Source organism: Citrobacter farmeri, assembly GCF_019048065.1.
Classification (GTDB): domain Bacteria; phylum Pseudomonadota; class Gammaproteobacteria; order Enterobacterales; family Enterobacteriaceae; genus Citrobacter_A; species Citrobacter_A farmeri.
The window spans coordinates 3,830,734-3,844,381 of sequence record NZ_CP077291.1; the positions used below are offsets into that span (position 1 = coordinate 3,830,734).

The 13,648-nt window shown below is 56.0% G+C and carries 12 protein-coding genes; all 12 read right to left on the reverse strand.

Annotation, left to right across the window (positions count from 1 at the left end):
* Nucleotide 1 precedes the first annotated feature (1 nt).
* The 12 genes from I6L53_RS17965 to mraZ are packed head-to-tail and all read right to left on the reverse strand — an operon-like array spanning nt 2 to nt 13,521.
* Entirely contained in the window at nt 2-922 is a 921-nt protein-coding gene (locus tag I6L53_RS17965; protein WP_042323849.1) for a D-alanine--D-alanine ligase, read from the reverse strand.
* The gene (gene murC / locus I6L53_RS17970; RefSeq protein WP_042323850.1) at nt 915-2,390 is read right to left on the reverse strand and encodes a UDP-N-acetylmuramate--L-alanine ligase; all 1,476 of its coding nucleotides are present in this window, start codon (nt 2,388-2,390) and stop codon (nt 915-917) included. Before murC ends, I6L53_RS17965 begins: the two co-directional genes overlap by 8 nt.
* A 53-nt stretch (nt 2,391-2,443) precedes the next feature.
* Nucleotides 2,444-3,511, reverse strand: coding sequence for an undecaprenyldiphospho-muramoylpentapeptide beta-N-acetylglucosaminyltransferase (gene murG / locus I6L53_RS17975; protein WP_042323851.1), 1,068 nt, complete (start codon nt 3,509-3,511; stop codon nt 2,444-2,446).
* On the reverse strand, nt 3,508-4,752 hold the full coding sequence (ftsW, locus tag I6L53_RS17980) for a cell division protein FtsW (protein WP_042323853.1): 1,245 nt from the start codon (nt 4,750-4,752) through the stop codon (nt 3,508-3,510). Before ftsW ends, murG begins: the two co-directional genes overlap by 4 nt.
* The gene (murD, locus tag I6L53_RS17985) at nt 4,752-6,068 is read right to left on the reverse strand and encodes a UDP-N-acetylmuramoyl-L-alanine--D-glutamate ligase (protein WP_042323855.1); all 1,317 of its coding nucleotides are present in this window, start codon (nt 6,066-6,068) and stop codon (nt 4,752-4,754) included. The genes ftsW and murD overlap by 1 nt, the downstream gene beginning before the upstream one ends.
* A gap of 2 nt (nt 6,069-6,070) precedes the next feature.
* The gene (gene mraY, locus I6L53_RS17990) at nt 6,071-7,153 is read right to left on the reverse strand and encodes a phospho-N-acetylmuramoyl-pentapeptide-transferase (RefSeq protein ID WP_042323857.1); all 1,083 of its coding nucleotides are present in this window, start codon (nt 7,151-7,153) and stop codon (nt 6,071-6,073) included.
* Nucleotides 7,147-8,505 carry a UDP-N-acetylmuramoyl-tripeptide--D-alanyl-D-alanine ligase gene (gene murF / locus I6L53_RS17995; protein WP_042323859.1) on the reverse strand — a complete coding sequence of 453 codons (1,359 nt, stop codon included), beginning with the start codon at nt 8,503-8,505 and terminating at the stop codon, nt 7,147-7,149. The genes mraY and murF overlap by 7 nt, the downstream gene beginning before the upstream one ends.
* On the reverse strand, nt 8,502-9,989 hold the full coding sequence (gene murE, locus I6L53_RS18000; protein WP_042323862.1) for a UDP-N-acetylmuramoyl-L-alanyl-D-glutamate--2,6-diaminopimelate ligase: 1,488 nt from the start codon (nt 9,987-9,989) through the stop codon (nt 8,502-8,504). Before murE ends, murF begins: the two co-directional genes overlap by 4 nt.
* Nucleotides 9,976-11,742 (reverse strand): peptidoglycan glycosyltransferase FtsI, encoded by a 1,767-nt coding sequence (gene ftsI / locus I6L53_RS18005; protein ID WP_042323864.1) that lies wholly within the window; start codon nt 11,740-11,742, stop codon nt 9,976-9,978. The genes murE and ftsI overlap by 14 nt, the downstream gene beginning before the upstream one ends.
* Nucleotides 11,743-11,757: 15 nt before the next feature.
* On the reverse strand, nt 11,758-12,123 hold the full coding sequence (gene ftsL / locus I6L53_RS18010) for a cell division protein FtsL (RefSeq protein WP_012904474.1): 366 nt from the start codon (nt 12,121-12,123) through the stop codon (nt 11,758-11,760).
* A complete protein-coding gene (gene rsmH / locus I6L53_RS18015) occupies nt 12,120-13,061 on the reverse strand; it encodes a 16S rRNA (cytosine(1402)-N(4))-methyltransferase RsmH (protein ID WP_042323866.1) in 942 nt (313 codons plus the stop codon). Before rsmH ends, ftsL begins: the two co-directional genes overlap by 4 nt.
* Nucleotide 13,062: 1 nt before the next feature.
* The gene (mraZ, locus tag I6L53_RS18020) at nt 13,063-13,521 is read right to left on the reverse strand and encodes a division/cell wall cluster transcriptional repressor MraZ (protein WP_042323868.1); all 459 of its coding nucleotides are present in this window, start codon (nt 13,519-13,521) and stop codon (nt 13,063-13,065) included.
* Between the last annotated feature and the right edge of the window lie 127 nt (nt 13,522-13,648).

The window sequence follows — 13,648 nt, forward strand, 5'->3', positions numbered from 1 at the left end:
ATCAGTCCGCCAACTTCAGAATTCGTACCACCAACTGCGAGAAACTCATCCCCGCCTTACGCGCCGCCATCGGCACCAGGCTGTGGCTGGTCATACCCGGTGAGGTATTCGCCTCCAGCAGATAAAACTGACCATCGCTATCCTGCATAACATCAATACGCCCCCAGCCTTTACAGCCCAGGGTTGTCCACGCTTTCAGCACTAATGCCTGCAAAATAGACTCTTCTTCGCTTTCCAGACCAGCAGGGCAGAAATACTGTGTCTCATCAGACAGATACTTCGCCTCATAATCATAGAAGGTTCCTGCGGGTTGGATACGAATTGCGGGTAAAATTTCTTCACCCAGTATCGCTACCGTAAATTCCGGACCGCTGAGCCATTTCTCGATTAGAACTTCTTCATCATGCTGAAAAGCCAACGTTAATGCATCCTGTAAAGCGTCATATTCTGACACTTTTGACATTCCCACGCTGGATCCTTCACGGCTGGGCTTCACAATCAGCGGTAAACCCAGCGCGGAAATTTCCGTAACCAGCTCTTTGTTAATGCCTTTTTCAAACTGCGACCGGGTCAGCGCGACCCACGGTGCAACGGGTAACCCCGCCCCCTGCCACAGTAACTTGCTGCGCAGTTTATCCATGGAGATCGCCGATGCCATCACACCGCTGCCGGTATAAGGCAAGCCAACCAGTTCCAGTAACCCCTGTAAGGTTCCATCTTCCCCGCCACGACCATGCAGGGCGATAAAGACTTTCTGAAAGCCCATCGATTTCAGCAATGTAACATCGACCTCTTTCGGATCGACCGGATGCGCATCCACGCCGCCTTCACGTAATCCGGCCAGCACAGCCGCACCGGAATTCAGTGACACATCACGTTCAGCAGAGGTACCGCCCAGCAGGACCGCGATTTTATCAGCCATGTTGTTCGTCCTCCTGATTTTGCGGCTTCAATTTGATTTCAGCTAAGGAACGTGCGATTTTGCCGATATTTCCCGCACCCTGCACCAGAATCAAATCATTGCCGGTTAATACCGGCGCCAGCATCTGCGCAACCTGCGCCGGATCGGAAACCAGAATCGGGTCAATTTTACCGCGACCACGAATAGTGCGACACAGCGAACGGCTGTCCGCTCCCGGAATCGGCGCTTCGCCCGCCGCGTACACATCCAGCATCAGTAGCGTATCAACCTGAGTCAGCACATTGGCAAAGTCGTCATACAGGTCACGCGTACGCGTGAAACGATGCGGCTGAAACAGCATCACCAGATTTTTGTCCGGCCAGCCTGCCCGTGCGGCTTTAATTGTCGCGTCCACTTCTGTCGGGTGATGGCCGTAATCATCCACCAGCATTGCCGTACCGGCTTTGCCGTTAACCGGCTCAAGCGGATATTCACCGAGGAAGTCGAAACGACGACCGGTGCCCTGGAAGCTTTCCAGCGCGCGCAGGATCGCGTCGTCTGCAATACCCTCTTCCGTCGCAACCGCCACAGCCGCCGCCGCGTTCAGGGCGTTATGGCGGCCTGGCGCATTCAGCGTTACGTGCAGGTCTGACATCCCCTGACGCAGCAGGGTGAAGTGCCCCTGTGGCCCCACCTGCTGATAATCTTCGACGCGTACATCCGCATCATCGCTGAAACCGTATGTCGTGGTCTGACGGCCCACACGCGGCAGTAGCTCGCGGATCACTGGATCGTCAACGCACATCACCGCACGACCATAAAACGGCAGGTTATGCAGGAAATTAATAAACGTCTGCTTTAAATTCTCGAAGTCACCATGGTAGGTATCCATGTGATCGGCTTCGATGTTGGTGACAATCGCCACCATCGGTTGTAGATGCAGGAACGACGCGTCGCTCTCATCCGCTTCCGCAATTAAGTAACGGCTATGCCCCAGACGCGCATGCACACCTGCCGCTTTCACCAGACCGCCGTTAACGAAGGTCGGATCCAGTCCTGCTTCAGCGTAAATACTGGAGACCATCGCCGTGGTGGTCGTTTTACCGTGCGTCCCGGCAATCGCGATGCCGTGACGAAAACGCATCAACTCCGCCAGCATCTCCGCGCGACGAATCACCGGGATGCGCGCGTCGTGCGCCGCCACAATTTCCGGGTTATCGGCAGAGATGGCGCTGGAGACCACAACCACGCTCGCATCACGCACGTTTTCCGGGCGATGGTTGAAATAAATCGTTGCGCCCAGGTTCATCAGCTGCTGTGTCACCGGGTTTGGCGCTAAATCGGAACCACTGATCTGATACCCTTCATTGGCCAGAACTTCGGCAATACCGCCCATACCGGCACCACCGATGCCGACAAAGTGAATGTGCCGAACGCGACGCATTTCGGGCACGATGGAACGCAGTTTTGCCAATTGTTGTGTATTCATTCTTTACGCCATTAACTTCAAAAAATTTTGCGGAGCAAAAGGCACCGCTACAATTACACCCGGGCAGCCCGGATCACTTCAGTTGCAACACGCTCGGTGGCATCCGGAATAGATGCAGCGCGGGCACGTTCTGCCATGGTTAACAAATTTTCTCGCGACCACCCGGCCAGGGTGTTAGCGACGGCATCCACAGTAAACTGCGGTTGCTCGAGAATTTTGGCTGCGCCCGCTTTCTCCAGCGGCAGCGCATTCCAGTACTGCTGTCGGTCTTTATGTTGAAATGGCACAAACAGCGCAGGTAACCCGGCGGCAGCAATTTCACTCACCGTTAATGCGCCAGAACGACAGACCACCACATCGGCCCACGCATAGGCAGCCGCCATGTCATCAATAAATTCCGTCACCTTATGCTGCGGTTGTCCCGCGTCGGCATAGGCTTGTTCTACGGTCTGCTGCGCGCCTTTCCCGCTCTGATGCCAGATAGTCACCGCATCGCCCAGCCTGGCAGCAACCTGCGGCAGTGTCTGATTCAGTACGCGAGCACCCTGCGATCCCCCGACCACCAACACGCGAATCGGTCCTTCACGTCCGGCCTGCCGCTCGCGCGGTAGCGGCAGAGCCAGCACGTCTGTGCGCACCGGATTACCGACCACTTCCGCATTAGGGAATGCGCCTGGAAACGCCTGCATAACCTTGGTGGCGATTTTCGCCAGCCACTTATTGGTTAACCCGGCGATACCGTTTTGCTCGTGCAGTACAACGGGAATCCCCAGAGACCACGCGGCCAGACCGCCGGGACCGGAAACATAACCGCCCATCCCCAGCACGACGTCGGGTTTAAAACTTTTCATGATTGCGCGCGCCTGACGCCATGCGTTGAAAATACGCAAAGGGGCGGCCAACAGCGCTTTCACACCTTTTCCGCGCAATCCTGAGATACGGATGAAGTCAATGTCGATGCCATGCTTAGGGACTAAATCCGCTTCCATACGGTCTGCGGTGCCCAGCCAACGAACTTCCCAGCCCTGAGCCATTAAATGGTGCGCGACCGCCAGTCCCGGGAACACGTGTCCACCGGTACCGCCCGCCATCACCATTAACCGCTTCGCTTGACCACTCATCGTGAACCTCGTGTAAACGCCTGCGCTTTTTCCAGACGCGTTTCATAATCAATTCGCAACAAAAACATGATGGCCGTCGACATAATCAGCAAACTCGACCCACCATAACTGATGAGCGGCAGCGTCAAACCTTTGGTTGGCAACATGCCTGCCGCCGCGCCGACGTTCACCAGTGCCTGAAAACTAAACCAAATACCGATGGAACAGGCCAAAAATCCGGAAAAACGGTGGTCGATCTGCAGCGCTTTACGGCCAATCGACATCGCGCGAAAAGCGACGAAGAATACCATTAAAAGCGCCAATACCACACCGATATAACCCAGTTCTTCCCCAATGATGGCGAAGATGAAGTCCGTATGTGCTTCCGGCAGATACTCCAGTTTCTGTACCGAGTTGCCCAGTCCCTGTCCCCACATTTCACCGCGACCGAATGCCATCAGTGACTGGGTGAGCTGGTATCCGCTACCAAACGGATCTTCCCATGGATTCCAGAACGAGGTCACACGGCGAATACGATAAGGCTCGGCGAGGATCAGCAGCACAACCGCTGAAATTCCCATGCCGATAATGGCAATGAACTGCCATAACTTCGCCCCGGCCAGAAATAGCATCGCCAGCGTGGTCACGAACAGCACCACTACCGTACCGAGGTCAGGCTGCGCCAGCAGCAGGATCGCCAGTACCAGAATCACGCCCATCGGCTTCAGAAAGCCACGCAGGTTATTACGAACTTCATCAACCTTGCGCACCAGATAGTTCGCGAGATAGCAGAACAGCGACAGCTTGGTAAATTCCGCAGGCTGAATACGCAGAGGACCTAATGCGATCCAACGCGATGCCCCGTTCACCGAACTCCCCACCACCAGAACGATCAGCAGCATAATGATCGACGCGATCAGCATCGTGGTGCTGTACTTCTGCCAGAACTCCATGGGCAGACGTAATGTGATCATCGCCAGACAAAATGCCAGAAAAATATAGAGCGCATCGCGCTTGGCAAACAGGAACGGATCGCCAGCCAGACGTTGCCCTACCGGCATGGATGCCGACGTCACCATCACAAAACCGATCGCCGCGAGGCCCAACGTCAGCCACAGCAGTACACGATCGTACATGATCAGACTGTCGGAATCTTTGTCACGCGAGCCCATCACCCAGCCTTTAAGCGCCGCAAAGATCCATCCCAAGATGCCAAATCCCGGCAGACGCGGCAGTCTCAGGCGAGGGAGAGATAAACGCATCAACCCAACTCCTTCGCCAGGCGGGTAAAGACATCGCCCCGTTGCTCAAAATTCTTAAACTGATCGAGGCTGGCGCAGGCCGGAGACAGCAGTACCATATCGCCTGACTGCAGACGCGGCGTCAGCAGGCGCATTGCCTCTTCCATTGTTTCGGTTTGTTCCGCAATATCAGGGCGTAACGCCGCCAGTTGCGCACCATCGCGACCGAAGCAGTACAAACGCACACGATCGCCTTCCAGATAGCGGCTCAGCGAAGAGAAATCCGCCGATTTACCATCGCCGCCCAGCAGCAGATGCAGCGTACCGTCAACGTGCAGGCCGTTCAGCGCCGCTTCAGTGCTGCCGACGTTGGTCGCTTTCGAGTCGTTAATCCAGCGCACACCGTTATGCTCCAGCGCTAACTGAAAACGATGCGCCAGACCGGTGAACGTCGTCAGCGCTTTCAGGCTGCTGGCACGCGGTAAACCCACCGCATCCGCCAGCGCCAGCGCCGCCAGGGCGTTGGTGTAGTTATGCTGACCAGAAAGCTTCATCTCTTTCACGTTCAGCACTTTCTCACCCTTCACCCGCAGCCAGGTTTCGCCCTGCTGGCGGTTAAGGTGATAATCCCCCATGTTGACGCCAAAACTCACGCAGCGCTCATCGGCACCACGAATCGGCATCGTCAACGCATCATCGGCATTGACCACGCAGACTTTCGCATTCTCGTAAACACGCAGTTTTGCCGCGCGATACTGCTGTAAACCAAATGGATACCTGTCCATATGATCTTCGGTGACGTTCAGAATGGTGGCAGCCGCCGCCTGCAGGCTGTACGTGGTCTCGAGCTGGAAGCTGGAGAGCTCAAGAACATACAGTTCGCGTTCCACATCCAGCAACATCAGCGCAGGCAGACCAATGTTGCCGCCAACGCCGACGTTCACGCCTGCCGCTTTCGCCATTTCACCCACCAGCGTGGTGACGGTGCTTTTCCCGTTCGAACCGGTGATCGCGACAATCGGTGCCTGTGCTTCACGGCAAAACAGTTCGATATCACCCACGATCTCGACGCCCGCATCAGCCGCTGCGCTCAGTGACGGATGCGCCAGGGCGATACCAGGGCTTGCCACAATCAGATCCGCCGCCAATAACCAGTCGTCGTTCAGACTGCCTACATGGCGCTCTACCGCTTCTGGTAACTTATCCAGCCCCGGCGGTGTCGCCCGGGTATCCATCACACGAGGGGTTACGCCACGGGCGAGGAAAAAGTCCACGCAAGAGAGTCCGGTTAACCCCAGACCGATAATGACGACGTTTTTACCCTGGTAATCAGCCATGATTAACGTACCTTCAGCGTTGCCAGGCCAATCAGGACCAGCATCAGCGAAATAATCCAGAAACGCACAATCACGCGCGGTTCCGGCCAGCCTTTCAGTTCATAGTGATGATGAATCGGTGCCATGCGGAAAATGCGCTGACCGCGCAGCTTGAAGGAGCCGACCTGCAATATGACTGACAGAGTCTCCACCACAAACACCCCGCCCATAATCACCAGCAGGAACTCCTGACGCAGCAGCACGGCGATAATGCCAAGCGCGCCGCCCAGCGCCAGCGATCCGACGTCGCCCATAAAGACCTGCGCCGGATAGGTGTTAAACCACAGAAAGCCTAAGCCCGCGCCGACAATCGCCGTACAGACGATCACCAGTTCACCCGCATGGCGTAAGTATGGAATATGCAGATAGCTGGCAAAATTCATGTTCCCGGTCGCCCACGCCACCAACGCGAAGCCTCCCGCGACAAAAACGGTTGGCATAATCGCCAGACCATCCAGACCGTCGGTCAGGTTCACCGCGTTGCCGGTGCCGACAATCACAAAGTACGCCAGCAGAACGTAGAACAGTCCCAGTTGTGGCATGACGTCTTTGAAGAACGGCACTACCAGTTCCGTCGCCGGCGTGTCTTTCCCGGCGAGGTACAGTGCGAAGGCGACGCCAAGCGCAATGACCGACATCCAGAAGTATTTCCAGCGCGCGATCAGGCCCTTAGTGTCTTTGCGAACCACTTTGCGATAATCATCGACAAAACCGATGATGCCGTAGCCAATCAACACCACCAGCACGCACCAGACGTACGGGTTTGACGGATACGCCCACAGCAGAACAGAAATGACGATCGCAGTGAGGATCATGATCCCGCCCATCGTCGGCGTGCCGCGTTTGCTGAAGTGAGACTCTGGACCGTCGTTACGCACGACCTGGCCGAAGGAGAGCTTTTGCAGACGGGCGATCATACGCGGGCCCATCCACAATGAGATGAACAGCGCGGTCAGCAGGCTGACAATGGCGCGAAACGTCAGATAAGAAAAGACGTTAAAGCCGGAATAATATTTGACCAAATGTTCGGCCAGCCAAACTAACATGATCCTTTCTCCTGTAATGCGCGTACAACCTCTTCCATGGCGGCACTACGTGAACCCTTCACTAAAATTGTTATGATCTGTTGCTCTGCAATCAGCGTCTGTAGACGTGCGATCAGCGCGGGTTTATCCGCAAAATGTTCGCCGACGCCGCTCGCGTCGCTGATAGCCTTGCTCAGTTTCCCTGAACTCAAGACGCAGTCGATATCTGCTGCTTTCGCCGCCTCTCCGACCTGCACATGACAGGCTTCGCTTTCTGCACCCAGTTCGGCCATATCGCCGACAACCAGCACACGGTAACCCGGCATTTCGGACAGCACCTGTACCGCGGCGGTCATTGACCCGACGTTGGCGTTATACGAGTCATCGAGCAGCAGCTGATTTTCCGCTAACTGGACAGGGAACAGACGTCCCGGTACCGCTTTTAAATTCGCCAGACCGGTTTTAATCGCACCCAACGTTGCGCCAACGGCCATCGACAGCGCCGCCGCAGCCAGTGCATTGGCGATATTGTGACGCCCCGGCAACGGCAGCAGCACATCAATGCTCCCGCCAGGCGTTTGCAGTAAAAATTCAGTGCCATGTGACGTCACATGCACATTGGTCGCCGTGAAATCGCTGTTGGCGGCATTGGGTGAAAAACGCCAGACTTTACGATCGCCGATAATGCTCTGCCAGTTCAGCCAGTCATTATTATCGGCATTCATAATGGCAATGCCGTTTTCAGGCAGACCGGTAAAGATTTCACCTTTCGCTTTCGCCACTCCCGCCAGAGAGCCGAAGCCTTCCAGATGCGCCGCCGCCAGATTGTTAACCAGCGCCGCTTCCGGACGCGTCAGACTGACGGTCCAGGCGATTTCGCCCTGGTGGTTGGCACCTAATTCAATCACGGCGTAGTCATGATCCTGGGTTAAGCGCAGCAGCGTCATCGGTACGCCGATGTCGTTATTCAGGTTGCCGGCGGTATAGAGCGTGTTGCCACACTGGCTAAGGATCGCCGCCGTCATCTCTTTCACCGAGGTTTTACCGGATGAACCGGTTAATGCCACCACGCGCGTCGGAACCTGCGTGCGCACCCATGCGGCCAGTTCGCCAAAGGCCAGACGAGTGTCTTTCACAATCACCTGCGGTAAATCAATTGCCAGCGGACGGCTGACCAGCAGCGCACCCGCCCCTCCCTCTTTTGCCTGTTCGGCAAAATCATGGGCATCAAAACGTTCGCCTTTGAGCGCCACAAACAGGCAGCCTGGCGTGAGCTTACGCGTATCGGTGGTGACGGCATCGAGGGACAAATCGTCCCCTTTCAGTTCGCCGTCGAGAATAGCGGCAAGTTGGCTGAGCGTTACGCGAATCATGCGATAACTCCCAGCAGACGCGCCGCAGTCACGCGATCGGAATAGTCGAGGCGCTGAGTTCCGACAATCTGGTAATCTTCGTGGCCTTTGCCCGCCACCAGCACCACATCGTTGTCTTTCGCCTGCATAATGGCGTTGGTCACCGCTTCTGCGCGGCCTTCCATCACTTTTGCCCGACCAGCGTCCAGCATGCCCGCCAGAATGTCATCGATAATGGCGCGCGGTTCTTCAGTGCGCGGGTTGTCGTCTGTGACCACCACTACGTCAGCGAACTCTTCGGCAATCGCTCCCATCAGCGGGCGCTTTCCTTTGTCACGATCGCCGCCGCAACCAAAGACACACCAGAGTTGCCCGGTGCAGTGCAGACGCGCCGCCTGCAACGCTTTTTCCAGCGCATCAGGGGTATGGGCGTAGTCGACAACGACGGTGGTTTTACCCGGTGCGCTAAAGACTTCCATGCGCCCACAAACCGGCTGCAGATGTGCAGCCGTTTTCAGCAGGTCAGCGAGTGGATAGCCCAGCGCCAGCAGCGTGGCCAGCGCCAACAGCAGATTGCTGACGTTAAACGCCCCCATCAGGTGGCTTTCAATCTCCCCTTCGCCCCAGCTTGAGGCAAAGCGGATGGTCGCGCCGCTGTCGTGATAATTCACCTCAACCGCCTTCAGCCAGCGGCCGTGGCAGTTAGGGTTGATATGGTCTTCCATCGAAACGGCCACGGCATCCGGCAGATTTGCCAACCAGCGGCGACCAACTTCATCATCCGCGTTGATAATCGCCTGCCCGCAATGGTGCGTAGAGAAGAGCAGCCATTTCGCGGCTTCGTAATGCTCCATATCGCCGTGATAATCCAGATGGTCGCGGCTTAAATTGGTAAACACCGAGGCGGCGAATTTCAGCGCCGCGACACGATGCTGGACCAGACCGTGGGAAGAGACTTCCATCGCGCATAAGGTAGCGCCCTGTTCGACCAGTCCTGCCAGCGCCTGCTGGACGTCAACAGCCGAGCCGGTGGTATTTTCCGTTGGGATCACTTTACCGAGCAGACCGTTACCGACCGTACCCATCACTGCGCTGGTTTCGCCGAGCAGTTGGCTCCACTGCGCCAGTAATTGCGTCGTGGTGGTTTTACCGTTAGTACCGGTTACGCCAACCAGACGCATATTTTCAGATGGCTCGTGATAAAAGCGGCCCGCCAGTGCAGATAAACGCTCGTTAAGCTGGCTGAGATAAATAACCGGTACGCCGTGCATTTCACGCACTTCACCGTCGGTTGCCTCATCTTTCGCCTCTGCAATAATGGCAGCCACACCTTGCGCTATCGCCTGCGGGATATATCGACGCCCGTCCGCCTGATGACCTACCACTGCCACAAAGAGATCGCCCGACGCAGCCACACGGCTGTCGAGTGTCATCTCTCGCAGTTCTCGCGCAGGTAAACCTGATACCCACGGAGCAAGAAGGTCGCGCAAATTACGATCTGCCACCTGTTCCCTCGCCTTGATTAATTACGAATTCACTTTTTTCGCCCGTTGCCAGCGCATCCGGTTCGATGTTCATGGTGCGCAGAACGCCGCCCATGATGGCACCAAATACCGGCGCGGAAACGGCGCCACCGTAGTATTTACCCGCCTGCGGATCGTTGATCACAACAACCAGCGCGAAGCGCGGCTGACTCGCAGGCGCAACGCCTGCGGTATAAGCAATGTATTTATTGATGTAGCGGCCATCAGGGCCGACTTTTTTCGCCGTACCGGTTTTAATGGCAATGCGATAGCCTTTAATCGCCGCCTTCACACCGCCGCCGCCCGGCAACGCCACGCTTTCCATCATGTGCACAACGGTACGTACGGTCGATTCCGGGAAAATACGCTCACCGGGAACCGGGGGATCAACTTTGGTGATCGACAGCGGACGATAAACGCCGTAACTGCCAATCGTTGCGTAGACTCGCGCTAACTGTAACGGCGTTACCATTAGCCCGTAGCCGAAAGAGAAGGTGGCCCTCTCTATGTCAGACCACCGTTGTTTTTGAGGATATAAGCCACTGCGTTCTCCGACCAACCCCAAATTGGTCGCCTTTCCTAGCCCAAAACGTGAGTAAGTATCTACTAACGCTGAGGACGGCATCGCTAACGCCAGCTTAGAAACACCGACGTTACTCGACTTCTGTAAAACCCCGGTCAGGGTCAATTCGCTGTAGCGCGCCACGTCTTTGATTTCGTGGCCGTTAATTCGATAGGGAACAGTATTGAGCACGCTGTTTTCCCGTACTACCCCACGCTGGAGCGCGGTCATCACTACCATCGGTTTGACGGTTGAGCCCGGCTCGAAAACGTCGGTAATGGTACGGTTACGCATCGCATCTTTCGGCGTGCCGCTCAGGTTGTTTGGGTTGTAGGAGGGGCTGTTCGCCATTGCCAGCACTTCACCGGTACTCACATCCACCAGTACCGCGCTCCCGGACTCCGCCTTGTTAAACGCCACTGCATTGTTCAGTTCGCGATAAACCAGCGCCTGCAGACGTTCGTCAATGCTCAGCGCGAGGTTATGCGCGGCCTGGCTGTCGGTGGAAGAGATATCTTCGATGACGCGACCATAGCGGTCTTTACGCACAATACGCTCACCCGGTTGACCTGTAAGCCATTTGTCAAAACTCTTCTCAACGCCTTCAATCCCCTGGCTGTCCACGTTGGTAAAACCAATGAGGTGAGCGGTCACTTCGCCGGAGGGATAGTAACGACGGGATTCTTCGCGCAGATAAATGCCCGGCAACTTCAGCTTTTTGATGTAATCCGCCATATCCGGGTTGAGCTGACGCGCCAGATAAATAAAGCGCCCTTTCGGGTTGGCGTTGATACGGGCAGCCAGTTGATCAAGAGGGATATTCAGAGCGGTAGAGAGCGCTCTCCAGCGATCGCCAACGCTAACGCCACCAGCGGCATGGACTTCTTTCGGATCGGCCCAGATAGCCTTCACCGGTACGCTGACGGCCAGCGGGCGACCCGAACGGTCGGTGATCATGCCGCGCGAGGTCGCCACTTCCTGTACGCGCAGCGAGCGCATGTCGCCCTGACGCACCAGCATGTCCGGCGCGATAATCTGCAGCCAGGCAACACGCCCCAGCAGGAAACCCAGCGCCAGTAAAATGCAGCCGCACAACAACGCAAAACGCCAACTGATAAAGTTGGCCTGTTCTTCCTGACGTTTTGGTTTTAGCGTTTTTGCCGCTGCTTTCATGCGTCGCGTTTTTCCTTATTTTTGCACTACGATATTTTCTTGTGAGGGATCAACATGCTGCATTTGCAGCTTTTCCGTTGCGATCCGTTCCACCCGGCTATGATCGCCGAGCGCGTTCTCCTCAAGGATCAGGTTGCGCCACTCGATGTCCAGCGCATCACGTTCCAGAACCAGTTGTTCACGTTGCGCGGTCAGCAACCGCGTGTGGTGAGCGGTCGTGACCACCGTCACCGCCGTAACAATGATGCAAATGAACAAGCAGAGTGGCAGCTTCCCAAATCGCAGAAGATCGTCACCGATCACGCCAGGCAAGGCATGGCGCTCGTTGCTTCCAATCGATCCCTTAACTTTGCTGAGGGCTTCTGTCACTCTGCTGATCATGCGTTCGTCCTCTCTGCAATGCGCAGAACTGAACTACGGGCACGAGGATTCTCTGCAACCTCTTCTTCACCCGGCATCAACTTGCCTAATGCTCTTAACTCACGACCGCCCAGTTTTTTGAGCTGCTCTTCCGTCATCGGTAACCCGGCCGGAACCTGCGGACCGCGGCTTTGCTCACGCATAAAGCGCTTCACAATGCGGTCTTCCAGCGAATGGAAACTGATGACAGAAAGCCGCCCACCCGGGGCCAGTACGCTGAGCGAGCTTTTTAGCGCCTGCTCTATCTCCTCCAGTTCACTGTTCACCCAAATGCGCACCGCCTGGAAGGTACGGGTCGCGGGATGTTTGAATTTGTCTTTCACCGGCGTTGCCGCCGCGACCACTTCCGCCAGTTCTTTGGTGCGGGTCATGGGTTGTTCACGGTTGCGCTCAACGATGGCGCGGGCAATACGCTTCGCAAAACGCTCTTCGCCAAAAGTCTTCAGTACCCAGGCAATATCGGCTTCTTCTGCGGTTTGCAGCCACTCGGCAGCCGACTGACCGCGAGTGGGATCCATACGCATATCCAGCGGGCCATCACGCATGAAAGAGAAGCCACGCTCAGCGTCGTCGAGCTGTGGTGAAGAGACGCCAAGATCGAGAAGAATCCCGTCGATCTTACCGGTCAGTTTGCGCTCGCCGACATAATCAGCCAGCGCAGAAAAAGGTCCATGAATGATGGAGAAGCGAGGATCATTGATGGTCTGGGCAACAGCGATCGCCTGCGGATCGCGATCGATTGCCAGCAGTCGTCCCTCTTCGCCAAGCTGCGAGAGAATAAGACGCGAGTGACCGCCGCGACCAAATGTCCCATCAATGTAGATGCCATCAGGGCGAATATTCAGGCCGTTTACGGCCTCGTCCAGCAGCACCGTGGTGTGTTTAAAATTTTCCATCATCTTATAGAGACAAGTCCTGCAGGCGCTCCGACAACGTCCCGGTCGCACTCTGCTCTGCGTCGATATCATCCTTGACCTGTTGATACCAGGTCGTTTCATCCCACAGTTCAAACTTGTTGAACTGCCCAACCAGCATCACTTCTTTTGTCAGCCCGGCATGTTGCCGAAGGACGGGCGCGACCAACAATCGCCCGGCGCTGTCCATCTGACATTCGCTGGCATGCCCCAACAGTAAACGCTGCACGCGGCGCTCTACCGGGTTCATGCTCGACAGACGCGATAATTTTTGCTCGATAATTTCCCATTCAGGCAGGGGGTAAAGCAGCAGGCACGGGTGATGGATGTCAATGGTACAAACCATTTGACCGGCAGCGCTCTCGATCAGTTGATCCCGGTAACGGGTAGGCACAGATAAGCGCCCTTTACTGTCGAGATTGACTAACGTTGCTCCCCGGAACATGCCAGCCTCCCCCCTCATTACCACTTTGCCCCACAAATTCCCACTCAAAGGAGTTTACGGAGCGGAGGAAAAGCTTGTCAAGCAAGTCACAACGCTTACCCAGGTAAAAAACCCAATGTTTACGGCT

Excerpts from the sequence above, each read along its gene's own strand:
- I6L53_RS17965 (WP_042323849.1), bottom strand. The coding sequence starts at position 922 with ATGGCTGATAAAATCGCGGTCCTGCTGGGCGGTACCTCTGCTGAACGT.
- murC (WP_042323850.1), bottom strand. The coding sequence starts at position 2,390 with ATGAATACACAACAATTGGCAAAACTGCGTTCCATCGTGCCCGAAATG.
- murG (WP_042323851.1), bottom strand. The coding sequence starts at position 3,511 with ATGAGTGGTCAAGCGAAGCGGTTAATGGTGATGGCGGGCGGTACCGGT.
- ftsW (WP_042323853.1), bottom strand. The coding sequence starts at position 4,752 with ATGCGTTTATCTCTCCCTCGCCTGAGACTGCCGCGTCTGCCGGGATTT.
- murD (WP_042323855.1), bottom strand. The coding sequence starts at position 6,068 with ATGGCTGATTACCAGGGTAAAAACGTCGTCATTATCGGTCTGGGGTTA.
- mraY (WP_042323857.1), bottom strand. The coding sequence starts at position 7,153 with ATGTTAGTTTGGCTGGCCGAACATTTGGTCAAATATTATTCCGGCTTT.
- murF (WP_042323859.1), bottom strand. The coding sequence starts at position 8,505 with ATGATTCGCGTAACGCTCAGCCAACTTGCCGCTATTCTCGACGGCGAA.
- ftsI (WP_042323864.1), bottom strand. The coding sequence starts at position 11,742 with ATGAAAGCAGCGGCAAAAACGCTAAAACCAAAACGTCAGGAAGAACAG.
- ftsL (WP_012904474.1), bottom strand. The coding sequence starts at position 12,123 with ATGATCAGCAGAGTGACAGAAGCCCTCAGCAAAGTTAAGGGATCGATT.
- rsmH (WP_042323866.1), bottom strand. The coding sequence starts at position 13,061 with ATGATGGAAAATTTTAAACACACCACGGTGCTGCTGGACGAGGCCGTA.
- mraZ (WP_042323868.1), bottom strand. The coding sequence starts at position 13,521 with ATGTTCCGGGGAGCAACGTTAGTCAATCTCGACAGTAAAGGGCGCTTA.